The organism is Rhizobium sp. Pop5, assembly GCF_024721175.1.
Lineage (GTDB): Bacteria > Pseudomonadota > Alphaproteobacteria > Rhizobiales > Rhizobiaceae > Rhizobium.
The window spans coordinates 60551-84174 of the sequence record NZ_CP099401.1; the positions used below are offsets into that span (position 1 = coordinate 60551).

19 protein-coding genes and 3 pseudogenes are annotated in these 23624 nt (G+C 61.0%); 15 read left to right on the forward strand and 7 right to left on the reverse strand.

All coding sequences use genetic code 11. The annotated features are described in order from the left end of the window. The first annotated feature begins 76 nt into the window (after positions 1-76). Together NE852_RS26030 and NE852_RS26035 are read left to right on the forward strand one after the other, a co-directional pair. A complete protein-coding gene (locus NE852_RS26030; protein WP_258156918.1) occupies positions 77-337 on the forward strand; it encodes a type II toxin-antitoxin system Phd/YefM family antitoxin in 261 nt (86 codons plus the stop codon). Then, positions 327-746, forward strand: coding sequence for a hypothetical protein (locus NE852_RS26035; RefSeq protein ID WP_037176432.1), 420 nt, complete (start codon positions 327-329; stop codon positions 744-746). Before NE852_RS26030 ends, NE852_RS26035 begins: the two co-directional genes overlap by 11 nt. 1 nt (position 747) lies before the next feature. Here NE852_RS26035 and NE852_RS26040 read toward each other — a convergent pair whose 3' ends face one another. Beyond that, a complete protein-coding gene (locus tag NE852_RS26040; protein WP_258156919.1) occupies positions 748-1806 on the reverse strand; it encodes an AraC family transcriptional regulator in 1059 nt (352 codons plus the stop codon). A gap of 81 nt (positions 1807-1887) precedes the next feature. On the opposite strand from NE852_RS26040, the gene NE852_RS26045 reads away from it, so the two are divergent. The 9 genes from NE852_RS26045 to NE852_RS26085 all read left to right on the forward strand — a co-directional run bounded on the left by NE852_RS26045 (position 1888) and on the right by NE852_RS26085 (position 12953). Then, the gene (locus NE852_RS26045) at positions 1888-2655 is read left to right on the forward strand and encodes a 3-hydroxyacyl-CoA dehydrogenase (protein WP_008530244.1); all 768 of its coding nucleotides are present in this window, start codon (positions 1888-1890) and stop codon (positions 2653-2655) included. Between the two features lie 21 nt (positions 2656-2676). Then, entirely contained in the window at positions 2677-3864 is a 1188-nt protein-coding gene (locus NE852_RS26050; protein ID WP_258156920.1) for an acetyl-CoA C-acyltransferase, read from the forward strand. Between the two features lie 16 nt (positions 3865-3880). Next, positions 3881-5008, forward strand: a complete 1128-nt coding sequence (locus NE852_RS26055; RefSeq protein WP_008530256.1) for an acyl-CoA dehydrogenase family protein — start codon at positions 3881-3883, stop codon at positions 5006-5008. 63 nt (positions 5009-5071) lie between these two features. Beyond that, positions 5072-6304 (forward strand): 3-methyl-2-oxobutanoate dehydrogenase (2-methylpropanoyl-transferring) subunit alpha, encoded by a 1233-nt coding sequence (locus NE852_RS26060; protein WP_008530257.1) that lies wholly within the window; start codon positions 5072-5074, stop codon positions 6302-6304. A 1-nt stretch (position 6305) separates the two neighbouring features. Next, complete coding sequence (locus tag NE852_RS26065; RefSeq protein WP_008530258.1) at positions 6306-7319, forward strand: alpha-ketoacid dehydrogenase subunit beta; 1014 nt, start codon at positions 6306-6308, stop codon at positions 7317-7319. A 3-nt stretch (positions 7320-7322) separates the two neighbouring features. Next, positions 7323-8558: a dihydrolipoamide acetyltransferase family protein gene (locus tag NE852_RS26070; protein ID WP_008530260.1), complete on the forward strand. Its 1236-nt coding sequence runs from the start codon at positions 7323-7325 to the stop codon at positions 8556-8558. A 3-nt stretch (positions 8559-8561) separates the two neighbouring features. Next, positions 8562-9959 carry a dihydrolipoyl dehydrogenase gene (gene lpdA / locus NE852_RS26075; RefSeq protein WP_008530263.1) on the forward strand — a complete coding sequence of 466 codons (1398 nt, stop codon included), beginning with the start codon at positions 8562-8564 and terminating at the stop codon, positions 9957-9959. A 285-nt stretch (positions 9960-10244) separates the two neighbouring features. After that, positions 10245-10811 (forward strand): sugar transferase, encoded by a 567-nt coding sequence (locus NE852_RS26080; RefSeq protein ID WP_037172691.1) that lies wholly within the window; start codon positions 10245-10247, stop codon positions 10809-10811. 123 nt (positions 10812-10934) lie between these two features. Continuing rightward, complete coding sequence (locus NE852_RS26085; protein WP_037172693.1) at positions 10935-12953, forward strand: nucleoside-diphosphate sugar epimerase/dehydratase; 2019 nt, start codon at positions 10935-10937, stop codon at positions 12951-12953. A 131-nt stretch (positions 12954-13084) separates the two neighbouring features. On the opposite strand, the pseudogene NE852_RS26090 reads toward NE852_RS26085, so the two are convergent. The 4 genes and pseudogenes from NE852_RS26090 to NE852_RS26110 all read right to left on the reverse strand — a co-directional run bounded on the left by NE852_RS26090 (position 13085) and on the right by NE852_RS26110 (position 16630). Beyond that, a pseudogene (locus NE852_RS26090) lies at positions 13085-13766 on the reverse strand (NAD-dependent epimerase/dehydratase family protein). Further along, positions 13759-14862 (reverse strand): GDP-mannose 4,6-dehydratase, encoded by a 1104-nt coding sequence (gene gmd / locus NE852_RS26100; protein WP_008530270.1) that lies wholly within the window; start codon positions 14860-14862, stop codon positions 13759-13761. Before gmd ends, NE852_RS26090 begins: the two are co-directional and overlap by 8 nt. A gap of 211 nt (positions 14863-15073) precedes the next feature. Then, a pseudogene (locus NE852_RS26105) lies at positions 15074-15390 on the reverse strand (glycosyltransferase family 2 protein); the annotation flags it as partial. A 799-nt stretch (positions 15391-16189) separates the two neighbouring features. Continuing rightward, the gene (locus NE852_RS26110) at positions 16190-16630 is read right to left on the reverse strand and encodes a transposase (protein ID WP_008530272.1); all 441 of its coding nucleotides are present in this window, start codon (positions 16628-16630) and stop codon (positions 16190-16192) included. Between the two features lie 214 nt (positions 16631-16844). On the opposite strand from NE852_RS26110, the pseudogene NE852_RS26115 reads away from it, so the two are divergent. Continuing rightward, a pseudogene (locus tag NE852_RS26115) lies at positions 16845-16975 on the forward strand (IS6 family transposase); the annotation flags it as partial. 2201 nt (positions 16976-19176) lie between these two features. Here the strand turns inward: NE852_RS26115 and NE852_RS26120 are convergent. Further along, positions 19177-19752: a peroxidase-related enzyme gene (locus tag NE852_RS26120; protein ID WP_008530279.1), complete on the reverse strand. Its 576-nt coding sequence runs from the start codon at positions 19750-19752 to the stop codon at positions 19177-19179. Next, positions 19749-20231, reverse strand: a complete 483-nt coding sequence (locus tag NE852_RS26125; protein WP_008530280.1) for a CMD domain-containing protein — start codon at positions 20229-20231, stop codon at positions 19749-19751. Before NE852_RS26125 ends, NE852_RS26120 begins: the two co-directional genes overlap by 4 nt. A 167-nt stretch (positions 20232-20398) precedes the next feature. Between NE852_RS26125 and NE852_RS26130 the strand changes: the two genes are divergently transcribed. From NE852_RS26130 to NE852_RS26140, 3 genes are read left to right on the forward strand one after another with little or no spacing between them, the layout of a single operon-like run. Then, complete coding sequence (locus NE852_RS26130) at positions 20399-21388, forward strand: LysR family transcriptional regulator (RefSeq protein WP_008530283.1); 990 nt, start codon at positions 20399-20401, stop codon at positions 21386-21388. Next, positions 21385-22860: an NAD(P)-binding domain-containing protein gene (locus NE852_RS26135; RefSeq protein ID WP_258156922.1), complete on the forward strand. Its 1476-nt coding sequence runs from the start codon at positions 21385-21387 to the stop codon at positions 22858-22860. Before NE852_RS26130 ends, NE852_RS26135 begins: the two co-directional genes overlap by 4 nt. 8 nt (positions 22861-22868) lie before the next feature. Next, complete coding sequence (locus NE852_RS26140; RefSeq protein WP_258156923.1) at positions 22869-23609, forward strand: amino acid ABC transporter ATP-binding protein; 741 nt, start codon at positions 22869-22871, stop codon at positions 23607-23609. Positions 23610-23624 lie beyond the last annotated feature (15 nt).

Consider the following 23624-nt stretch of genomic DNA (forward strand, 5'->3'; position numbering starts at 1 on the left):
TCCGTTCTTGAAAAGATGGGAAACATGGAATATATGGAAGATATGGAAGATATGGAATAAATAGGAGCGCTGTTCGATGCGACAGTTCACGACGGCTGATCTCAACAAACAGGTCGGGGACGTCACTGATGCCGCGAGCCGCGAACCGGTCGTTCTTACCCGCCACAGTAAGCCGCGTTTCGTGCTGATGAGCTATGAGCATTATGAGCGCATGCGCAGTGGTACAGATCCGCGCCGCGCCCATGCCATCTCGGAGATGCCGGACGAGCATGCCAAACTGTTTGGCGAGGCGATTGAGCGACTGGCGAAGGGTGAAGGCTACGACGATGAGCCATGAGTTTCGTTCTGGTGAGCTGATAACCTATCCCTATCTCTGGGCATGGCAGCATCAACGCGGTGAGACCGAGGGACGAAAACAGCGGCCGGTCTGTGTCGTGATTGCAATCCGCAGCACCAGTGATGGAAATACGCACCTCGTCCTGCTGGCAATTACCACACAGCCGCCGCAACCGGGGAGGGTTGCCTTAGAAATTCCCGATATCGAGCGTCGACGGGCCGGACTTGGAGACCTCAATCAGAGCTGGATCGTCGTAGACGAATACAATCATGATATCGTCGAGCACTCCTGGTATATCGAGCCTCATCAGGAGGTCCTCGGTCGCTTCAGCAAATCTTTCGTGATGAAGATTGCCGCCATGTTCTCGGAAGCGCGCAGCCAGTCGAGTCGCGTTAAGCGGTTTGACTGATTTAAGTTGAATCCGCTTCCTCCCGCCGGAAATTCTCAGGGCTCTTACCCATCCATTTGCGAAACGCGCGGAAGAAGGCGCTGGGCTCGGAATAGCCGAGCTGCACGGCGATCTCGCCGATGGTCTTCGGCGTGCCCAGCAGCAGCTCGACGGCGAGGTCGCGGCGGATGTCGTCCTTGATGGCGGCATAGCTTTGCCCCTCGTCGTGCAGGCGGTGGCGCAACGTGGACGGCGGCATGCGCATGTCGGCGGCGAGTTCGGCGAAGCTTCGCCAGGTAGCGGGCGTGGCCTGGCTCAAGCGGCGGCGCACGGCGGCGGCGATGCCGGCATCGTAACGGTAGCGCACCAGAATATTGGCGGGTGCGCCGCGCAGGAACTGTTTGAGCGCCTGTTCGCTGCGTGAAATCGGCAAGTCGAGCATGGCGCTGTCGAAACCAAGCCGGCTGATCGGTTGCGAGAAACGCACCGGCGCGCCGAAGAAAAGCCGGTAGTCGGCGCCTTGTTTGGGTTCGGCGCAGCGGAAATCGACGAGGCGGATCGGAATGCGCCGCCCGACCAGCCAGCAGATGATGCCGTGCAGGATGATCCAGTAGGTGCGGTAGGCAAAGGCCGAACGGGGGCCGCCGGCATCCCTCAGTTCGATCTCCGCCAGGCCGTCGCGAATGACGAGCCGTCCTCGGGGATCATCGAGAACGACATCGAGGAAGCGCAGCGCCCGCCGCAGCGCCTGACCGAGCGTTGGCGCATGCAGCACGCAATGACAGAGCAAAGTGAAGCTGCCGCTGCGCATCGGGTGCGCGCCCATGCCGAAGAATTCGTCGTCGAGTTCGGCGGCGATCGCCAGCCACAGCGCGCCATAGGTCTCCGCCGAAACCGGACGTTCGACTAGAGATGGCAGTCCGACCTGCGCAAGGATCGGTTCCGTCGGTTTGCCGAGCCGCCGCAGGCTGTCGAGCGCCTCCTCGACGAAGCCAGGCGCGATCATGCGTCGCTCGATCTCGGCCATATAAATCTCCGCGCTATGGCAAAACTGGCCGAAATAATGGAGCAGTTCTGTCATCGCTTGCAATAGGTGAAGCGAATAGAATCGTCCCTGTCGGTCGCGCCTGGAGGATAGTGCGGCGGCGAGGAGAAAAGATTCATGCTGATCCGTGGAGCAAGTTTCATCGTGACCGGCGGCGGCTCCGGCCTGGGTGCGGCGACGGCGCGCATGCTCGTGGAAGCCGGCGGGCGTGTGACGATCGCTGATCTCAATGCCGAGGCGGGCGAAGGGCTCGCTCGGGAATTCGGCAGCGATGCCCGGTTCGTCAAGGCTGACGTGACCGTTGGCGACGACGGAGCTGCGGTGATTGCCGTGGCCATCGAAGCCTTCGGTAGCTTACGGGGATTGGTCAATTGCGCCGGCGTGGCGCCAGCCGAAAAAGTGATCGGTCGCGACGGACCGCATCGGCTGGAGAGTTTTACGCGTACCATCAGCATCAACCTCGTCGGTACGTTCAATATGATCCGGCTTGCCGCCGCCGCGATCCAGAATACGGAGCCGGATGGCGAAGGCGAACGCGGCGTGATCGTCAATACCGCCTCGGCCGCCGCCTTCGACGGCCAGATCGGCCAGGCCGCCTATGCCGCCTCCAAGGGTGGGGTAGCGGCGATGACCTTGCCGATCGCCCGCGAGCTTGCCCGTCACGGCATCCGCGTCGTATCGATTGCGCCCGGCATTTTCGAAACGCCGATGATGGCCGGCATGCCGGCCGAGGTTCAGACGGCGCTCGGTCAGAGCGTGCCCTTTCCGCCGCGTTTCGGCCGGCCGGCAGAATTTGCCGGGCTGGTGCGTCACATCTTTGAGAACAACATGCTGAACGGCGAGGTCATTCGTCTCGACGGCGCATTGCGGATGGGCGCGCGCTGAGCTTCGCCCGGAGGAGGAAAGATGGCATTGCAGGACCCCATCGTCATCGTCGGTGCGGCGCGTACGCCGATCGGCAGCTTTCAAGGCGAGCTGAAGGACGCCACCGCACCCGAACTCGGAGCGACGGCGATCCGCGCAGCACTCGAGCGCAGCCGCGTCGCCGCCGAGGCGATCGAGGAGGTTGTCTTCGGCTGCGTGTTGCCGGCGGGTCAAGGCCAGGCACCGGCGCGACAGGCGGCGATCCATGCCGGCCTGCCCTTTTCGACCGGGGCCAGCACCGTCAACAAGATGTGCGGTTCGGGCATGAAGGCGGTCATGATGGCCCATGACCTGATCACCGTCGGCAGCGCTTCGATTGCGATAGCAGGCGGCATGGAAAGCATGACGAATGCGCCCTATCTCCTTGACAAGGCCCGCGGCGGCTACAGGCTCGGCCATGGGCGTGTCGTGGATCACATGTTCTTCGATGGGCTGGAGGATGCTTATGACAAGGGGCGCTTGATGGGCAGCTTCGCGGAGGATTGCGCTGAGGCCTATCAGTTCACGCGCGAGGCGCAGGATGCCTACGCCATCGCCTCGCTGACGCGGGCGCAGAAGGCGATTGCGGAAGGCTGTTTCGACCGCGAGATCGTGCCGGTGACGGCCAAGTCAGGCAAATCAGAGCAGGTGGCGAGCCGTGACGAACAGCCGGGCAAGGCGAAGCCAGACAAGATCCCGATGCTGAAACCCGCCTTCCGCGAAGGCGGCACGGTAACGGCCGCCAATTCCAGCTCGATCTCCGACGGCGCGGCAGCGCTGGTGCTGATGCGCCGTTCCGAGGCCGAGCATCGCGGCCTGACGCCGCTCGCCACCATCCTCGGCCATGCCACCCATTCGCAGGCGCCCAATCTTTTCGCCACCGCGCCGATCGGCGCACTGCAGAAGCTCTCCGATCGGACCGGCCTGGCGCTTTCGGATATCGACCTTCTCGAAATCAACGAGGCCTTCGCTGTCGTCGCCATGGCGGCGATGCGCGATCTAAACCTGCCGCATGAAAAGGTAAACGTGCATGGCGGGGCCTGCGCGCTCGGCCATCCGATCGGCGCCTCGGGAGCACGCATCCTGGTGACGCTGCTTTCGGCGCTGGAGCGCTACGGCCTGAAGCGCGGGATGGCTGCGCTCTGCATCGGCGGCGGCGAAGCGACGGCCGTCGCCATCGAGCGGCGCTAGCTGGGAGGGGAGCCACATGATTCTTTCCGAACTCCAGCAGCAGATCTCGGATCTCGCCCGCGATTTTGCCCGCGACCGGCTGGCGCCGGGGGCGGCGAAGCGCGACCGGGAGCATCTCTTCCCGCGCGAGGAGCTGAAGGAGATGGGCGAACTCGGTCTGCTCGGCATGCTGGTGCCGGAAGCCTATGGCGGATCGGACACGGGTGTCATCGCCTACGCCGCCGCACTCGAGGAAATTGCCGCCGGCGACGGGCCTTGCTCGACGATCATGAGCGTACACAGCTCCGTCGGCTGCGTGCCGATCCTGAAATTCGGCACCGAAGAGCAGCGGCAGCGTTTCCTGCCGAAGCTCGCGATGGGCGAATGGATCGGCGGCTTTGCGCTTACCGAGCCGCAGGCCGGTTCCGATGCCTCGAACCTGAAAACCCGAGCCCGGCGTGACGGCGACCACTACGTGATCGACGGCGCCAAGCAATTCATCACCTCGGGCAAGAACGGCAATATCATCATCGTCTTCGCCGTCACCGATCCCGGCGCCGGCAAGAAGGGCATCACCGCCTTCATCGTCCCGACGGACACGCCGGGTTACGAGGTGATCCGTGTCGAAGAAAAGCTCGGGCTGCATTCCACCGATACCTGCCAGATCGCCTTCAACAATATGCGTATCCCGGCCGAATTGAGGCTCGGGGCGGAAGGCGAAGGCTATCGCATCGCGCTCGCCAATCTCGAGGGCGGGCGGATCGGCATTGCCGCGCAGGCCGTCGGCATGGCGCGGGCGGCCTTCGAGGCGGCGCGCGACTATGCCAAGGAGCGGGCGGCCTTCGGCAAGCCGATTTTCGAGCATCAGGCTGTCGCCTTCCGCCTCGCGGACATGGCGGTTCGCATCGAAGCGGCGCGCCAGCTCGTTTTTCACGCCGCCTCGCTCCGGGAGGCGGAGCTTCCCTGTCTGTCGGAAGCCTCGATGGCGAAGCTCTTTGCCTCGGAGATGGCCGAGCGCGTCTGTTCCGATGCGATCCAGATCCACGGCGGCTACGGCTACATGGCCGACTATCCGGTCGAGCGCATCTATCGCGATGTGCGCATCTGCCAGATCTATGAGGGAACGAGCGACGTGCAGCGTATGGTGATTGCCCGCAATCTGTAGGAATGACATCCGGCCCGCTTCCGGGGAGGGAGGCAGGGTCGGCAAAGGGAGGAAAGAAGAAACATGGTGGATTCCGCTCGTTTGAGCCTGCACGTCCCCGAACCCGCCGTCCGCCCGGGCGGCCAGCCCGATTTTTCCAACGTCAAGATCGCCAAGGCTGGTTCCGTGCCGCGGCCGGAGGTCGATGTCGCATCCGAAGACATCCGCGATCTCGCCTATTCGATCATCCGCGTCTTGAACCGCGACGGCGAGGCGGTCGGACCCTGGGCGGGCTCGCTCCCCGATGAAGAGCTGCTGACCGGGCTGCGCAACATGATGAAGCTGCGCGCCTTCGATGCCCGCATGCTGATGGCGCAGCGGCAGGGCAAGACCTCCTTCTATATGCAGCATCTCGGCGAAGAAGCGGTGAGCTGTGCCTTCCGCAAGGCGCTCAACAAGGGAGATATGAATTTCCCGACCTATCGCCAGGCGGGCCTCTTGATATCAGACGACTACCCGATGGTCGAGATGATGAACCAGATCTACTCGAACGAGAGCGATCCGCTGCGCGGTCGGCAATTGCCGATCATGTATTCCTCCAAGGAACACGGCTTCTTCACCATCTCCGGCAATCTCGCCACCCAATATGTGCAGGCGGTCGGCTGGGCGATGGCTTCGGCGATCAAGAACGACAGCCGGATTGCGGCGGCCTGGATCGGCGACGGGTCGACGGCGGAATCGGATTTCCACTCGGCGCTGGTTTTCGCCTCGACTTACAAGGCGCCCGTGATCCTCAATATCGTCAACAATCAGTGGGCGATCTCCACCTTCCAGGGCATTGCCCGCGGCGGCTCCGGCACCTTCGCCGCCCGCGGTCTCGGCTTCGGCATTCCGGCTCTGCGGGTCGACGGCAACGACTATCTCGCTGTCCATGCCGTCGCCCGCTGGGCGGCCGAGCGGGCGCGGCGCAATCTCGGCCCGACGCTGATCGAATATGTGACCTATCGCGTCGGCGCGCATTCGACCTCCGACGATCCGAGTGCCTACCGCCCGAAGACGGAATCAGAGGCCTGGCCGCTCGGCGATCCCGTGCTGCGGCTGAAGAAACATCTGATCGTCAAGGGCGCATGGTCGGAGGAGCGGCACGTGCAGGCGGAAGCCGAAATCACGGATGAGGTGATCGAGGCGCAGCGCCAGGCGGAGGCGCACGGCACGCTGCACGCCGGCGGCAAGCCTTCGGTGCGTGATATTTTCGAAGGCGTCTATGCCGAGATGCCGGCGCATATCCGCCGACAGCGGCAGAAGGCGGGGTACTGACATGGCCAGGATGACGATGATCGAGGCCGTGCGCAGCGCCATGGACGTCTCGATGGCGAAGGACGACAATGTCGTCGTTTTCGGTGAGGATGTCGGTTATTTCGGCGGTGTCTTCCGCTCGACGCAGGGCCTGCAGGCAAAATACGGCAGGACGCGCTGCTTCGACACGCCGATCAGCGAATCCGGCATCGTCGGCACGGCAATCGGCATGGCCGCCTATGGGCTGAAGCCCTGTGTCGAGATCCAGTTCGCCGATTATATGTACCCGGCCTATGACCAGCTGACGCAGGAGGCTGCGCGCATCCGCTACCGGTCGAATGGCGATTTTACCTGCCCGATCGTCGTGCGTATGCCGACAGGCGGCGGCATCTTCGGCGGCCAGACGCACAGCCAGAGCCCGGAGGCGCTATTCACCCATGTCTGCGGCTTGAAGGTGATCGTGCCTTCCAATCCCTATGACGCCAAGGGCTTGCTGATCGCGGCGATCGAGGACCCCGATCCCGTCATGTTCCTCGAGCCGAAGCGGCTCTATAACGGCCCCTTCGATGGCCATCACGAGCGACCGGTGACACCCTGGTCGAAACATGATCTCGGCGAGGTACCCGACGGCCATTACACGATCCCGATCGGCAAGGCCGAGGTGCGGCGCGCGGGGTCGGCGGTGACGGTTGTCGCCTATGGCACGATGGTGCATGTGGCTCTCGCGGCGGCCGAGGATGCCGGCATCGATGCCGAGGTGATCGATCTCAGGAGCCTGCTGCCGCTCGATCTCGATACGATCGTCAAATCGGTCACCAAGACCGGGCGCTGCGTCGTGGTGCACGAGGCGACCTTGACGTCGGGCTTCGGCGCCGAGGTCGTGGCGCTGGTGCAGGAACATTGCTTCTATCATCTCGAAGCGCCTGTTGTGCGCGTTGCCGGCTGGGATACACCCTATCCGCATGCGCAGGAGTGGGACTATTTCCCCGGTCCCGGCCGGGTCGGACGGGCGCTTGCCGAAGTCATGGAGGCCTGAGCCATGGGCGAATTTATCATCAAGATGCCCGATGTCGGGGAAGGGGTCGCCGAGGCCGAGCTTGTGGAATGGCATGTGAAGCCTGGAGATCCCGTCCGCGAGGACATGGTGATCGCCGCCGTGATGACCGACAAGGCGACGGTAGAAATTCCTTCTCCCGTCGATGGCACAGTCATCTGGCTCGCTGGGGAGATTGGAGACCGGATCGCGGTGAAGGCGCCGCTGGTGCGGATCGAGACGGCGGGAGATACCGGCGAGACTCAGCCCATGTCGATCTCGCAGACGCCGATTGCCGAAACGGCCAAGGTGGAAATTGCCAAGCCTGCGCCGAAAGCGCCAGCGCCCGTGGCGGCGCCGGTCGAAAAGCCGCTTGCCGCCCCTTCCGTGCGGCTCTTCGCCAGGGAAAGCGGTGTCGATCTGAGGCAAGTGCAGGGGAGCGGACCGGCGGGGCGTATCCTGCGCGAAGATATCGAGCAGTTCCTCGCCCAGGAGCATGGGACCTCTCCTGCAACGGTGAAAAACGGCCTTGTCAGGAAGACGGCGACCGAGGAGATCAAGCTCACCGGCCTGCGCCGCCGCATCGCCGAGAAAATGGTGCTTTCCACCTCGCGCATCCCCCACATCACCTATGTGGAAGAAGTGGATATGACCGCGCTCGAGGAGCTGCGCGCCACGATGAACGGCGACCGCAGGTCGGGTCACCCGAAGCTAACCGTTCTGCCTTTTTTGATGCGGGCGCTGGTCAAGGCGATTTCCGAGCAGCCGGAGGTCAACGCCACCTTCGACGATGATGCCGGCATTATCACGCGTCATAGTGCCGTGCATATCGGCATCGCCACGCAGACGCCGGCAGGCCTGACCGTGCCTGTGGTGCGGCATGCGGAAGCACGCGGCATCTGGGATTGCGCCGCCGAGATGGTCCGGCTGGCGGATGCGGCGCGCTCGGGCACGGCGACACGCGATGAGCTTACTGGCTCCACCATCACCATCAGCTCGCTCGGCGCGCTCGGCGGCATCGTTTCGACGCCCGTCATCAATCATCCCGAGGTGGCGATCATCGGCGTTAACAAGATTGCCACGCGGCCGGTCTGGGACGGCACGCAGTTCGTGCCGCGCAAGATGATGAACCTCTCCTCCAGCTTTGATCATCGCATCATCGACGGCTGGGATGCGGCGACCTTCGTTCAGCGCATCCGCACGCTCCTCGAAACACCGGCGCTCATTTTCATCGAAGGCTGACCTATGAAAGAGATTGTCTGCAAGCTCCTCGTCATCGGCGCCGGCCCGGGCGGCTATGTCTGCGCCATCCGCGCCGGCCAGCTCGGCATCGATACCGTCATCGTCGAGGCAGGCAAACCGGGCGGCACCTGCCTGACGGTCGGCTGCATTCCCTCCAAGGCGCTGATCCATGCCGCCGAGGAATTCGATGCGACGCAGAAGATGCTCGCCGGCAAAAACCCGATGGGTATCCGCATCGAAGGTGCCTCGATCGATTTGGCAAGGACGATCGCCTGGAAGGATGGTATCGTCGGCCGGCTGACCGGCGGCGTCTCGGGACTGTTGCAGAAAGCCCGCGTCAAGATCGTCCACGGCCGGGCCCGTTTCCGCGACGGCAAGACGGTGGAGGTGGAGACCGAAATCGGCCAGCAGATTATTCGCGCCGAAACCGTTGTGATTGCCACCGGTTCCGATCCGGTGGAACTCGCCAGCCTCCCCTTCGGCGGTCGTGTCATCTCCTCGACCGAGGCGCTGTCGCTAACGGCACTGCCAAACAAGCTCGTCGTGGTCGGTGGCGGTTATATCGGGCTGGAGCTCGGGACGGCCTTTTCAAAGATGGGCTCCGAGGTGACTGTCGTCGAGGCAACGCCGCAGGTGCTACCGCTCTATGATGCGGAGCTGGTGCGTCCCGTGATGCGCAAGCTGACCGAGAGCGGCATACGCGTGCTGACGGGTGCGAAGGCGATGGGTCTCGCCGACAATGGTGAGGCATTGATCGTCGAAACGTCGGATGGCCGACGTGAAACCCTGCCGGCGGATCGCGTCCTCGTCACCGTCGGCCGCCGGCCGAGGACGGCGGGCTCGGGGCTCGAAGAGCTCGATCTCGATCGCGCCGGCCCTTATCTCAGGATCGACGACCGATGCCGCACCTCGATGCGCGGTATCTACGCGATCGGCGACGTAACCGGCGAACCGATGCTCGCCCATCGGGCCATGGCGCAAGGAGAAATGGTGGCGGAAATTATTGCGGGCAAGAAACGCGCCTGGGATAAGCGCTGTATTCCTGCCATCTGCTTTTCCGACCCCGAGATCGTCAGTGCCGGCCTCTCGCCGGCCGAGGCGCGGGCTCAGGGATATGAGATCCGCACCGGCCAGTTTCCGTTCAGCGCCAATGGGCGTGCGATGACGATGCTGTCCGAAGACGGCTTCGTGCGAGTCGTGGCGCGTGCCGACACCAATCTGGTTCTCGGCCTGCAGGCGGTGGGGGCAGGGGTTTCCGAACTCTCGGCGGCGTTTGCCCTGGCGATCGAGATGGGCGCGCGCCTCGAAGATATCGCTGGCACCATCCACGCGCATCCGACCCGCAGCGAAGCGATCATGGAGGCGGCAGCGAAGGCATTGGGGAGCGCGCTGCATATTTGAGGCGATCCCGATGACGTCGCAGATCCTCGATAAACAGGCTCCGAATATCGTCCAGCGATGGAAGGCCGACAGAACCGTCGCGATAAGCGGGCTTATCGAATAAGCCTTAAGTTATTTGGCTAAATGTATTGCATCAAACGGAGAATCCGACCCAAGCGCAATATGCCATTTTGAAGGTAGGGATCAGGCGCCGTCTTTCCATGACATCGTATAGTTGACGCGGAAACGCTTTTTGACGATACGGCGGAGCGATGCCGGTGCTAAGACGGCGCGGAGCTGGGAAGTATGAGTTTGAAACGAGTGGTGGATTTTCTCCTGGCGGTGATCGCGTCGCTGATACTGCTTATTCCAAGCCTTATCGTCGCTCTTTGTGTTCGCCTTACATCGCCGGGACCGATCCTTTATTGGTCAAAACGCGTCGGACGTTTCAATCAGATCTTCCTGATGCCGAAATTTCGCAGCATGCGCATCGACACGCCGACGGTTGCCACGCATCTGCTCGAAAATCCTGACCTGTTCCTGACGCCCATCGGCTCGTTTCTGCGCAAATCCAGCCTCGACGAATTGCCACAGCTCTGGTGCATTCTTGCGGGGAAGATGAGTTTCGTGGGACCACGACCGGCGCTGTATAATCAATATGATCTGATCGAATTGCGAACGGCCTACGGCGTCGACAGGCTCCTGCCTGGATTGACGGGGTGGGCGCAGATCAATGGGCGCGACGAATTGCCGATTCCCGAAAAGGTGAAATTCGATGTCGAATATCTCAATAGGCGCTCATTCGGCTTCGACATGCGCATTCTGCTTCTCACCGCCGGCAAGGTGATCCGCCGAAAGGGAATAACGCATTAAATTACCTACTTCTGATAGATATCCGGTGCGGAAGACTACGCTTTCCGATTATTTCAGTTGCGCTCGTTGGAGAAAATGACAAGAAGGTGGTTGTCTAATTGATCCGCGAGACGCTGGTAAGCAATGCCTGAAAACACGCCCACTGAGACGCCACGCTCAGGATGGCTTTTAAAGCCGATGCAGGCGCTTGTCGGTCCACTTCTGGCGATGCCGCGTGCTGCCAAACGCGCTCTGGCTTTGCTGGTGGATGCCGGCTTTTGCGCCTTGACGATCTGGCTGGCTTACTGTTTTCGTCTCAACGAATGGACGATGCTGACGGGCGTCCAGTGGCTGCCCGTCTTCGTTTCCTTGTGCATGGCGCTTCCCATCTTCATTGTGATGGGCATGTATCGGGCAATCTTCCGGTATGCGGGCCTTGGTGCCTTCATCGCTGTTCTGAAGGCCATTGCGATCTATGGCGTCGCCTTCATGACGATATTTACGGCGCTCAGCGTCCCCGGCGTCCCGAGGACCGTCGGTATTCTCCAGCCTTTCCTGCTGTTGATCGCGATCGGGCTGTCGAGGGTGGGTATCCGTTATTGGCTTGGGGATGCTTACCAGCGTATCCTTCATAAAAATACGCTTGCCAAAATGTTGATCTACGGGGCGGGAAACGCCGGGCGGCAGCTCGCGGGCGCCTTGACGAACAGCGCCGAACTCAATGTCGTCGGCTATCTGGATGATGATCCGCGCCTCATGGGCGGCATCATGGGTGGGTTGCCGATCTATGACCCCGCCGACCTTCCGGTGCTTGTCGAGGCGCTCGGCGTGCGTGACGTGCTCCTTGCTCTTCCCTCCGCATCGCGGCAGCGCCGCAATGAAATCCTGGAGCACATCCGCAAAGCCAGGGTGAATGTTCGCACGCTGCCGGACCTTACGGCCCTGGCTCAGGGGCGCGTCGCCGTCTCCGACATCCGTGAGCTGGAGATCGAAGATCTGCTCGGGAGAGAGGCGGTTGCGCCGCGGCAGGAATTGCTTGATAAGGCGATGCGCAACAAGGTGGTGATGGTCACGGGTGCGGGCGGCTCGATCGGCGGTGAGTTGTGCCGCCAGATCCTGCGCAACGCACCATCCAGCCTGATCCTCATCGATCAGAACGAGTTTGCGCTTTATAATATTCATGCCGAATTGCTGAAGCTGGCTGAGCTCTACGAACAGACAAGCCTGCAGATTGTTCCAATTCTCTGTTCCGTCCGCGATCAGGATCGCATGGAACATATCATGGAGAGCTGGCGACCTCAGACGCTCTATCATGCCGCTGCCTATAAGCACGTGCCTCTTGTCGAGCATAATGCTGTGGAAGGCATCAAGAACAACGTCATGGGCACGCTGATCGCGGCACGGGCGGCGAATAAATCTGGCGTTTCGAATTTCGTACTGATCAGCACGGACAAGGCCGTGCGTCCGACAAATGTGATGGGCGCCAGCAAGAGATTGGCGGAGATGGTCCTGCAGGCGCTTGCGGCGGAGCCGAGTGCCGATAGCGTGCGAACCAACTTCTCCATGGTCCGCTTCGGAAACGTCCTCGGCTCATCCGGATCTGTCGTGCCGCTGTTCAGGCGGCAGATCAGGGAAGGCGGTCCCGTTACGCTGACACACCCGAATATTACCCGCTATTTCATGACGATTTCGGAGGCTTCGCAACTCGTCATTCAGGCGGGCGCCATGGCCGAGGGCGGAGATGTTTTCCTGCTCGACATGGGCGAACCCGTTCGCATCGCCGATCTCGCCCGCAAGATGGTCGAGCTTTCCGGGCTGGCCGTCCGCGACAATGACAATCCTGAAGGGGATATCGAGCTTTCCGTTACCGGTCTCCGGCCCGGTGAGAAACTCTATGAAGAGCTGCTGATCGGGGATAATCCGGCGGGGACCGAACATCCTCGGATTATGAAGGCGCGTGAGGATTTCCTGCTCTGGCCCGAGCTTTCGAAAAAGCTTGCCTCGCTCACCACGACATTGGATCGAAATGACATGATCGGAGCACGAGCGATCTTGGCGGAACTCGTCTCCGGCTATTCGTCGACGGGTGAGGTCTCGGATCTGGCTTTTACCGGCGGTGCCGAAGCCCACAGGGCAGGGGTCGGAACGTCGATCGCCAGCTAGACCGTCTTGCAAATTCATTGAATCGGGATCCCGATTTTGGCGCAAATCGGATTTGGATTGGACAAGCTACAGAGCAAGGATTGGAGGCTTCGTCGATGACCCGCTGGCGCCGAGTATCGGCGAGGAGAAACTCACTCCTGCTTCAGGAGAGGCAGAATTGTGGTTCGCTGATGGTGGCCGCGCTCGAGATAATGTCCTTCAAGGAATGAGCGGTAGGCGTCTGCCACGCCCTTCTTTAGATCGATTCTGGGAGACCAGCCCAGGGCGTAAAGCTTCTCGACACTCAAGAGTTTACGTGGGGCGCCCTCCGGCTTGGTGAGGTCGCGGGTAATCTCGCCTTCGAAACCGACGATCTTGCTTGGCAGAGCTTTAATCCGGCAATTTTGGCGATCGCATACCATTCATTCGTGGGCTCGAGCGATCCAGCCAGAAGCGCGTCCTCGACGATCGGCTGATCGGCGAATTTCGGATAGATGCAGGATGAGCCCAGAAACATCAGTTTTTCGACGTCCGCCTTATGGGCTGCGTGAATGACATTCGCTTGAAGAATCAAGTTGTCGTACAGGAAGTCGGCCGGATAGGTAGCGTTCGCGAGAATACCGCCGACCCGCGCAGCAGCCAGGAAGACAGCGTCGGGACGATTCTCAGGCCTCCACCTCGTCCTGCCGTCTGAGATCGACCTCGGCGCGGGTGGCGGTCAAAATCTCGCAAGCCCTCGGAAGCGAGACGCCGCACGATTGCAGAACCCACCATGCCGCGATGGCCGGCGACATAGACCCTTTTTCCGGCAAGGCTGTAGATCACCTCAGGCATAGGCAAAACCTTTGGTAACACCGACCGACGGAACATTTCGTGCCATCACTTTCAGGTCCTCCCGGACCATCTCCGCTACCAGCTGGTCGAGACTGGTTTCATGTTTCCAGCCAAGCTTCGTATGCGCCTTCGTCGGATCGCCGATCAAAAGATCAACTTCAGTCGGACGGAAGTAAGCTGGATCGATCTCTACCACACACTGACCCGATGTTTTATCGTATCCCTTTTCCTCAACCCCCTCCCCACGCCAATCAATCGGTATGCCCACCTTGGCAAAGGCCTTGTCAACAAAGGAACGAACGGAGTGCGTTTCACCGGTCGCAAGGACATAGTCCCCCGGTTCGTCCTGTTGCAGCATCAGCCACATGCCGCGGACATATTCTCGCGCATGTCCCCAGTCGCGCTTGGCATCCAAATTACCGAGATAGAGCCTGTCCTGCAGTCCAAGATGGATGGCAGCCGCCGCCCGGGTGATTTTGCGCGTGACGAATGTTTCGCCGCGGATCGGGCTTTCATGATTGAACAAAATGCCGTTCGAGGCATGCATGCCATAGGCCTCGCGATAATTGACCACGATCCAATAAGCGTAGAGCTTGGCCGCCGCGTAGGGTGATCGAGGGTAGAAAGGCGTCGTCTCGCTCTGCGGGACTTCCTGGACTTTGCCGTAGAGCTCCGAGGTCGACGCTTGATAGAAGCGGGTCTTTTTGGTCAGCCCCAGGAGACGAATTGCTTCAAGTAGCCGCAGCGTGCCCGTTCCATCCGCGTTCGCCGTATATTCGGGCGTCTCGAAGGAGACTTGAACGTGGCTTTGCGCGGCAAGGTTGTAGATCTCATCGGGTTGCGTTTCCTGAACGACCCGGATGAGATTGGTTGAATCGGTCATGTCCCCGAAATGCAGGATAAATCGGGGATTTTCGACATGCGGATCCTCGTAGAGATGCTCGATACGGCTTGTGTTGAAGGACGATGAGCGCCGCTTGAGGCCGTGAACAATATAGCCCTTTTCCAGGAGCAGTTCGGCCAGATACGCACCATCCTGGCCTGTTATACCGGTAATCAATGCGACTTTTCGATTTTTTCTCATTCCCGTATCCATCTATTCCCCTCCAACTCAAATACTAGTGCAGATGCACACGCCGAACACCCGATCCACTCGGCTCGGTCGAAACTCTGGATCGGCTGTGCTGGGCCACATTTCGATCACGGAAGCAGCCGTCACGACCCCTAGATTGCAGCCAGGATGGCGCCCACCAGATAGAAAAGCCGTCCATGTCAAATGCCACTTGCTCCTTGTCGGCACTACGCTACGGCGACAAAGCGCCCGAACACAGGGTCCGAGGGATAGGCTTGGACGTCGGCGTGCCGTCGACAAGCGTTGGCTGCAGCCGGTGATAGACGAGCGATGCTTCAGGGTTTGCGCGGAACGCCGCGGCAGTCGCCGGCAGCTTGCCCGGCGCCCACCAGTCGTCGGCATCGAGAAAGCAGAGGATCTCGTCCAGCCGTCATCGACGACGATGATCTCGACATTGCCAGCATCCTGGCTCAACACGCTGTCTATCGCCCGCCCGATGAAGCGAGCGTAGTTGTAATTATTGATGAGGACACTGACAGCCGGCCGCTCCATGGCGAGCCCTCAGGCAGGTTGCTGCGATGCACCGCTATACAGCGGCACAAAGTTGCTCAGGAGATCGACCAGGGTCCCGTGTCGGCCGAACGGTATCTCGTGCAGAGCCGATGAGATTGCTGCTGACAATGCCACGACGCGTGCGGCGCTCGTCGTGTCGCACAGAGAACTAGGATCATGACGCAGAAACATAGCAATCCTAACCTTCCAGGCTTCGACTGCAGAGAGAGCCTCTGACAGAATTATTGCCTCATTCCAGTGAAGCCGCGGCTTGCTGGCCACGCATCACAAGACATTCATCGCCACGGTACCGGTGAACGGAGACGTGCAACATCTGCTCTTAAGGGCAATGCGTGGGCATGAAGACCCGTCTTTTGGGTGATTGCCGGCTGAAAGCTTAGGCGCAACATCGTCTTTGGGTGGAGCGGAGGTGCATTAGGCGTAGCCCGCCCTTCACTAGGACAGGTTGACTGCGGATGCGGCTGGGTGATTGCTTGAGAGCAGCGCGGCGACTATTTTTGATCCGCCGTGACCTCTAATTTGCGATTTAAAATCAATCACTTACGATAAACATTACTTATCGATGGTTAAAGCCGCAGCCGAAACGCTGTATGACGAACGGAAGTAATTGGCTATTGCAGTTCGTGGAAGGCAAAAGAATAACGTTAATTCATATGGTTAACGCGATGGAAATTGGGGAGCTCTCGGAAGGTCTTCAGGTACGTGAGGCAGATTTGGTGGCGGTGCCGATTCATTGGGCAAGGGGGTGGCACAGCCGAGCCGAAGCGGGCCCGGGTGTTCAGTTCCGAGCGAGAATGATCGCCGACAGGGGCGGGACCGGTTGGCCGACGTTGCCGATACCAAGCCGGTCGCCGAGATAGTGGTAGAAGGACAGCCCAAGCTTCTGGCAGGTCTTCATGAGGCCAAGCATGACGTCGCGTGCGACACGGCCATCGCGGCTCATCGTGCCGCCGGAGATCTTTCGCTTCGTGACAAAGCTCCGCAGATCATTTTCGGATGCATTGGTGTGCAGCGGAATCTCGGGATGATCGAGCACCTTCAGCAGTTCGGTCTTCCTTCGATGCAGCCGCTCAAGCAGCTTGTCGAGTGCCTCATAACCGGTGCGCAGGCTGAAGATTCGGTCGAACCGTCGTCGGAAGGCAGGGGCAGCCGGCGGTGAGGGCCTCTGCTTCCAAGCTTTCAGCGCCTTGTAGAAACGCCGGACGAGATCGCGGACCATGGTGAGCGACCGCTCCTCTTTTGCGTTACCTTGCATCAGCTTTTACAGAAGATGTTCGGCATGAACCCAGGACAGCGCGTAATTGCCGACGCCGAACTGGCCGGCGTCGTCGGACTCGATCACCATGTTGCCCATCAGGCCGTGGTGACGGATAGAACCTCAAAGGCCCCCGTAAACTTAACGAAACACGGACATCAATATAAGATGACCGGTCATGACGAACCGTGATCCGCTCTATCGCCGCCGCCGCTTTCCCGTTGAAATTGTCGTCCACGCGGTCCGGCTCTATTTCGCTTCCCTCTCAGCCTGTGGATGGTTGAGGACATGATGGCGGCACGCGGGATCAAGAAGATCCGTTAATGCGGTCGGCTCAGAGGGGTAACTTGCGGGAAGACGCTCTTCGATTTCCTCGACCATTGCGATAAATTGGCCTGGCCCAAGATCCTCGATCTGAGCCTTCAGTATGGTCGCGGACAATTTCCACTGTGATAGGCCGTCCGAGACACCACGATCGCCAAACGGCCAGGCTTCGGCCACCGCAAGTCCATGTTGCGTTCGCCCTAGGCCCTCCGCCTCGCGCTCGTGGAAGATGGTCATTCTCATCAAAGGACGCTGCAGTCGCTGCCAGGTTTCCGTGAATTCCGCACCGTTCTTCGGATCCTCTAGCAAGGCCTTCGCATCATCACGGAGCGGCTTCACGCCAATGCTAGCCTGGCCGCTGACGAGCGCACTGACTGTGAGGTCGCCAGCCTGCACAGCGCCTGAGATCTTCAAGAGGCGGCGAGGAAGCAGTTGCGTCCAGACGCGCACAGGCGTCGAGACCTTTATGCTGTCGTTGATCGCGTTGGGCTGATATCGAACGAGTCCCAATCGAATGAAAGGGTCCGTCGCATAGGACGGGGTTATGTCAACGTCGACGAACCATTCCTCGGCGTCGATGTCGAAATATGGTTCGAACGTCAGAAGGGCCACATCAAGTGGCGGCACTGACCGGCTTGGAGTTGCGGATGTGTCCGTGGGAATAGGCATCATGACGCTGCCGATGTATTGAGGATCGTGCGGCCAAGGTGCGTCGTCCTGCGTGTCGCTAAGGCAGTCAAAAGCGCTGGGAGGCATGAACCAACCCTTTTGCGGGGAGGCGTCTTCGCGAATGGGATCGCCGCCCCAGCGCGAGATATATTGACCTCCATCGCCCAGGTCTCCGTCCTGAAAGTCAGACAGGATCATCGGGCGATGCCCGGGGACAACAATCACGTTGTTCTCGATATCAGGGCGTGACACGTCGCGGATGAACGGTGGCCAGAGTACGATACCAATCCGCTCGCCCTCACCGGAAGAAAACATGCCCCTTTCAAATCTCAAGCGCACGGAGCAGCGCCGCTCGAGATGCTGGGTCACACGTTTTCCATCCTGCAGCGCGAAACGCTTGGTTCTGAAAACAAGAGTCGGGGTTTTGGCTGCGGGCGGGGCAGGCGGTTGCGTAGCCCGGCTCCAGACTGCGGTCGGGTACTGCCACGATCTTTGCTGATCCACCGGCATCAATGGTTGGCGACGCGTCAGCACGTGCTCCACGCGATCGTCGGAGAACATCGCAGCTGTCTCGAAGCTATGCGCAAAACGCGAAATGCCTAAGACCTCTATCTGCAGCTTGCGGGCCCTCGTGTCCGATATTTGACTTGGACGGGAGACGCTGATCAGTCGCGTATGGGACTTCACTTGCGCAGGATCGCCAAGCTCCGGATGACCCTGACTTGCGATGCGAAACTCCACCCTGTTGCCCGAGAGCGCTGCCGCATGCAGCAGGCCAAGGTCGAGCCGGGTCAACCGGCCTTCCGGCGGTTGAAGAAATACCAGCTGGCTGTCGGTGTTCTCGGCCCCGCCCGAGGCCGGCAGGCCCTCAATTCGCAGCAACGTCACTTTTTGCCGGAGAAGAGTCGTCTTGCCATCTGGGTCAACGTCGAACCCGAATATCGTGCTCTTGCGAATGTATTCGGCGCCCGTCCCACCCTTGGGCTTTTGCGGCCAGCGTCCGGAACGCTTTGCCAGAACACCGCGCCCACGTGCGGGATCGTCGATGTGCTCGCCGTTAGGACTAACTGCACTAGCGACCACCTCAATGGTGTCGATCTGGTCGAGATCGACGAGAATCTCGCCGGAGAGCATCAGGTTCGCCGAGCCCGCCTCATCCTTTGGAGGCGCCACTGCCCCGTGGGCGGCCTTTGCAGCGTAGAAGACGAGACCTGGGGTAGCCGGACGCCAGCTCTCCAGATTTCGCAGCGTTGCAGGAACCAGTGGCGCATTCACTGCGTGAGCAACGCGCAACGTGGCTACACGCGGGTTCTGGCGCAACCGCACGAGCGCACCGGTCACCGTGACGCTCAAGACCGACGGCGTCTACACCGACATCAAGCAGATGATGTAATCGCCAGGGCCGCGCCTTCGGGCGCGGCCCTCTCCTTCGCGGGTACTCTTTTCAAGCCTACCGCAGTCCTATCCAGCACAAGACCCGCAACCGTGGCAGGACGCGGTTTTTCGCTTTCGGAAACCTAGTCCTTGATGGGTTCGCCGAGCGTATGCATCAGGCGATTCGCCCAGCCGAAGATGGCGGATGACAGAACAAGATCCAGGGATTCAAGCTCGGAGAGGCCGACGTCGGCCAGCGCCTGCGCGTCCGCTTGCGTCGCTTCCGGCGGCGTTGTCGACAGATGTGCCGAGAAGTCGAAGATTGACTGAAGGTGCTCGTCGAGTTCGGCGTCCAATCCATCGGCGAAGATCGCGTCAATCACGTCGGTTCGCTTGGTATGGCTGATGAACCGCGACGCATGGACCGCGGCGCAATAGACGCAGTGGTTGACGACCGACGCGGCCGTGGCGCCCAGCTCGCGTTCGCCCGGTGAAAGCCCATCCTTCCCATACATGATCAGGTTGAACAGGGGAGAACGCACTGCAAGCGATTCCGGATCGTGGGCAAGGGTTAGGACGTAGGTCGATATGCCCTTGTTGGAGGGCGTGACCTGCATCGCCTCTCGCTGCTCCTGCGTCGCGGTCTCGAGATCGACGGGAACGACGTAGGGCTGCCAGCGCGGAACCTGGGTGGTGAAGCTATGCACGACTTCGCTCATGGTTTTGTTCCAATCAGTGCCAATCCTGCGATGACACGCACCTGGTAGTTTACAAAGGCGGCAAGCTCCGAGAGCCGGACAATGTCGGCATCGTTGATGCCGAGGCTGCGCAATTCCTCGATATGGCCGCGGGTCGCCTCGCGCGGCGCGATCGTCAACCGGTCGGCGTGTTTGACGATCGCGGCGATCCGCTCATCTCCGACGTTCGCACCCGGTTGCGCAAGCTTCGCCGTGAATGCTTCGGCGGCGCGTTCCACTAGGCCATCGTAGTGGCTCGCAAGCGCCTCGTTGCGATTGTTCCGGGCCATGCGGGCGGCGAGAGCTGCCCGAAGCCCATACGACAGGCCGCCGGGATCGCGCGGCAGGAGCACCGCATCATGAGCGGCCTCGCTCAAGCGCAGGATCTCCGCGCGCTTTTCCATTGCCTCGGCGAGCGCCGAGCCCGGCCTCACGGAGGCGAGAGTTTCGATGAGTGTCAAAAGAGGCTCCTTTGCATCTCGCTGGAGAGCACTAGGTAGGTCTCATAATCCATTATGTCAAAGTAGCATGAAGAGCTAAATTGGATGCGAAATAATTATCTATTCCCCACTGATTTTATGGAAAACTCATGCTTTTGCGGCATGAAAAACAATGGATGATATGAGTTATGCATAATAGCCCGATCGATATTCGACAACTGGAGGCCTTTGCGGCGGTGATGTCGGCTGGCAGCGTGACCGGGGCGGCCCGTCTGCTCGGACGCTCGCAGCCTGCCGTGACAAGGCAAATCCAGGATCTGGAAGCAGATCTTGGCTATCCGCTCCTTCACAGAAGCGGTCCGCGCATTCAGCCGACATCACGAGGCCTGCGCTTCCACGCAGAAGTCGAGCGTCACCTTGCAAGCCTGACCCATATCCGCGAACGGGCGGAGGCGATCGGCCTCGACGAGCCGGCGACGTTGACAGTCGCTGCGACGCCGTCGCTTGCTGCCGGAATCCTGCCGCAGGCGCTGGCGGCCGTCTCGTCGGATCTGATCCCGCGTCATCTCCACGTGCAGGCGCTCGCAGCCGAGAACGTCGTGCAGGCGGTGCTGGCCCGTTCCGCGGATCTCGGAATATCGAGCCTTCCACTCGAACATCCGGGCCTCGAAATCCACTGGATTGCGGAAGCTCCCTGCGTCGTCGCCATCGGCATCGACGATCCCCTGGCCGCGAACGAGGTCATGCGCCTGGCGGATCTCGCTGATCGCCCTATCATCACGCTCGCAAATCCGTACCGTCTTCGTCACCGCATCGACGAGGCGTTGGGGCGAGTGGGGGTTGCTCCCGAGCGTATCATCGACGTGAATGCTTCGCTGACGGCGCTCTCACTCGTTCGCGCCGGATTGGGTGTTGCCATCGTCGAGCCCGCCACTGTCTGCGGAGTGCCGTTGGATGGCATCGTCATGCGGGTGGTCGATCAGACCATTCCCTTCCTGTTTGGTGCGATCTCCGCTGCGGCGTTGCCCCTCACGCCAACGGTCTCCGCCGTGATCGACGCGGCACGCGCAGAGGCTTTGGCGATGCCAGGCTGCCGTCTGCTGGAAGCGAACGGCACGGATGTGCTGGCAGACACCGTCTACGGGCAGACTATCATTTCCGAAGGAGCGCCCGTATGAGCGACCTTTCCACATTTCCGAGCGGCCTGGATGCCCTTGTGGCGCGACTGCGTCAGGATCTCGCCTGGCTTGAGTTGCCCGCGAAGGCGTGGGTGCCTGCCCGGACAGTGAAGGGCCAGCCCGTCGTCGATGTCGTCATCATCGGTGGCGGCATGGCAGGCCTCGTCGCCTCCGGGATGCTGAAGCGCCTGGGTGTCGCAAACCATGTCGTCCTCGACAAGGCTCCTGCGGGTCAGGAGGGGCCATGGGTCACGTTTGCCCGGATGCGAACGCTTCGCTCTCCAAAGCAGCTCACCGGTCCGGCCATGGGACTGCCTGCTCTCACGTTCCGGGCCTACTACGAAGCACGCTTCGGCCGCGAGGAATGGGCGGCGCTAGACCGCGCGCCACGCGAGATCTGGATGGAATACCTGATCTGGTACCGACGGGTCCTCGAGCTTCCCGTGCGCAACGGCGTGTCCGTCGATGTGGTGCTCCCGCGCGAGGATGGCATGCTCGACCTCGTTTGCAGCGAGGGTGGCCGCGTGGAGACGATCATCGCGCGTCACGTGGTTTTGGCGACTGGGCGCGACGGGCTTGGGGGTCCGTTCGTGCCTGCGATCGCCAAAAACATTGACCGCGGACACTGGGCGCACACCGCCGACGAGGTCGACTTTTCGGCGCTCCGCGGCAAGCGGGTGGGCGTGATCGGTGCGGGCGCGTCGGCAATGGACAATGCCGCGACTGCTCTCGAAGCAGGAGCGGCACGACTGGACATGTTTGTTCGCCGCAAGGAACTGCCACGCATCAACAAGTTCACGGGCATCGGCAGTCAGGGCGTCGTGCATGGGTTTGCGGGCCTGCCTGACGAATGGAAGTGGCGCTTCCTGAACTATGCCATGGGCGAGCAGACGCCGCCGCCGCGGCCGAGCGTCCTGCGCGTCAGCTCCTTCGACCAGGCTCATCTTCACCTGGAAAGCCCGATCAACGGGCTGGAGCAGGAAGGCGACCACATCGTCGTGACGACGCCGAAGGCCCGTTATCCCGTCGATTTCCTCATTTTCGGAACGGGCTTCAAGATCGACCTGGCCAAACGGCCGGAACTTGCCGCCTTCGAACCGCATATCCGCCTATGGCGCGACCGCTTCCCGACGCCCGCGGGGATGCACAACGCCGAACTCGAAGCTTCGCCTGATCTTGGGGAAGCGTTCGAGTTCCTTGAAAGGGAGCGGGGTTCGTGCCCGACTCTGGCGAAGATCCATTGCTTCAATTTCCCGGCGACGCTGAGCCACGGCAAGCTTACGGGCGACATCCCGGCAATCAGCGAGGGCGCGGACCGGCTGGCACGAGGAATCGTGAGGTCGCTCTTCGTCGCCGACCGCGAGAAGCACTTCGAAAATCTACAGGCCTTCGACACGCCGGAACTCCTCGGAGACGAGTGGTCCGACGCCGAGACCGAAGTGCCTGCCGAACTATCCTCCGAAAGGACCTGAGACCCGAAATGCTTGAGATCAAGAACCTAAAGCTGTCCTACGGAAGCACGCAGATCCTGAACGGGGTCGACCTGTCGGTGAAACGCGGCGACGTGGTCTCGATCATCGGCCCGAGTGGAACCGGCAAGACGACTTTGCTGAAGTGCATCAACCACCTGGTCAAACCGTCGTCGGGAACGATTGCGTTCGACGACATCCAAATGGATTTCGGCCGTCCCGACAAGAACGCGGTGCAGGCGATCCGCCTGCGCACCGCGATGGTGTTCCAGCAGTTCAACGTCTTCAAGAACATGACGGTTATCCAGAACGTCATGGATCCTCTCGTCGTCGTGCAGCGCAAGTCGAAGGACGCGGCGCGCAAGATCGCCCTTCAGGAACTCGAGCGGGTCGGCCTTGCCGACAAGCTCGACAATTATCCCTCGCAGCTCTCCGGCGGCCAGCTCCAGCGGACCGGCATCGCCCGCGCGCTCGCGGTCAAGCCGGACGTGATGCTCTTCGATGAGCCGACCTCGTCGCTCGATCCCGAGCTCGTCAACGAAGTCCTGAAGGTCATCAAGGACGTAACGTCCTCGGGGATCACCTCGCTGCTCGTGACCCATGAGATGCAGTTCGCGAAGAACATCTCCAACCGCATCGTCTTCATGGACCGGGGCGCCGTCGCCGCCGACGGCACACCGACCGAAATCTTCGACACACCCTCCAACCCGCGCCTCGCTCAGTTCTTGAATTCCGAGCGAGCGATCCAGTAAGAAAGGATGCCTGAA

Bases quoted from the DNA above. Each gene is read 5' to 3' on its own strand.
- NE852_RS26030 (WP_258156918.1), top strand. From the start codon at position 77: ATGCGACAGTTCACGACGGCTGATCTCAACAAACAGGTCGGGGACGTC.
- NE852_RS26035 (WP_037176432.1), top strand. From the start codon at position 327: ATGAGCCATGAGTTTCGTTCTGGTGAGCTGATAACCTATCCCTATCTC.
- NE852_RS26040 (WP_258156919.1), bottom strand. From the start codon at position 1,806: ATGACAGAACTGCTCCATTATTTCGGCCAGTTTTGCCATAGCGCGGAG.
- NE852_RS26045 (WP_008530244.1), top strand. From the start codon at position 1,888: ATGCTGATCCGTGGAGCAAGTTTCATCGTGACCGGCGGCGGCTCCGGC.
- NE852_RS26050 (WP_258156920.1), top strand. From the start codon at position 2,677: ATGGCATTGCAGGACCCCATCGTCATCGTCGGTGCGGCGCGTACGCCG.
- NE852_RS26055 (WP_008530256.1), top strand. From the start codon at position 3,881: ATGATTCTTTCCGAACTCCAGCAGCAGATCTCGGATCTCGCCCGCGAT.
- NE852_RS26060 (WP_008530257.1), top strand. From the start codon at position 5,072: ATGGTGGATTCCGCTCGTTTGAGCCTGCACGTCCCCGAACCCGCCGTC.
- NE852_RS26065 (WP_008530258.1), top strand. From the start codon at position 6,306: ATGGCCAGGATGACGATGATCGAGGCCGTGCGCAGCGCCATGGACGTC.
- NE852_RS26070 (WP_008530260.1), top strand. From the start codon at position 7,323: ATGGGCGAATTTATCATCAAGATGCCCGATGTCGGGGAAGGGGTCGCC.
- lpdA (WP_008530263.1), top strand. From the start codon at position 8,562: ATGAAAGAGATTGTCTGCAAGCTCCTCGTCATCGGCGCCGGCCCGGGC.
- NE852_RS26080 (WP_037172691.1), top strand. From the start codon at position 10,245: ATGAGTTTGAAACGAGTGGTGGATTTTCTCCTGGCGGTGATCGCGTCG.
- NE852_RS26085 (WP_037172693.1), top strand. From the start codon at position 10,935: ATGCCTGAAAACACGCCCACTGAGACGCCACGCTCAGGATGGCTTTTA.
- gmd (WP_008530270.1), bottom strand. From the start codon at position 14,862: ATGGATACGGGAATGAGAAAAAATCGAAAAGTCGCATTGATTACCGGT.
- NE852_RS26110 (WP_008530272.1), bottom strand. From the start codon at position 16,630: ATGGTCCGCGATCTCGTCCGGCGTTTCTACAAGGCGCTGAAAGCTTGG.
- NE852_RS26120 (WP_008530279.1), bottom strand. From the start codon at position 19,752: ATGAGCGAAGTCGTGCATAGCTTCACCACCCAGGTTCCGCGCTGGCAG.
- NE852_RS26130 (WP_008530283.1), top strand. From the start codon at position 20,399: ATGCATAATAGCCCGATCGATATTCGACAACTGGAGGCCTTTGCGGCG.
- NE852_RS26135 (WP_258156922.1), top strand. From the start codon at position 21,385: ATGAGCGACCTTTCCACATTTCCGAGCGGCCTGGATGCCCTTGTGGCG.
- NE852_RS26140 (WP_258156923.1), top strand. From the start codon at position 22,869: ATGCTTGAGATCAAGAACCTAAAGCTGTCCTACGGAAGCACGCAGATC.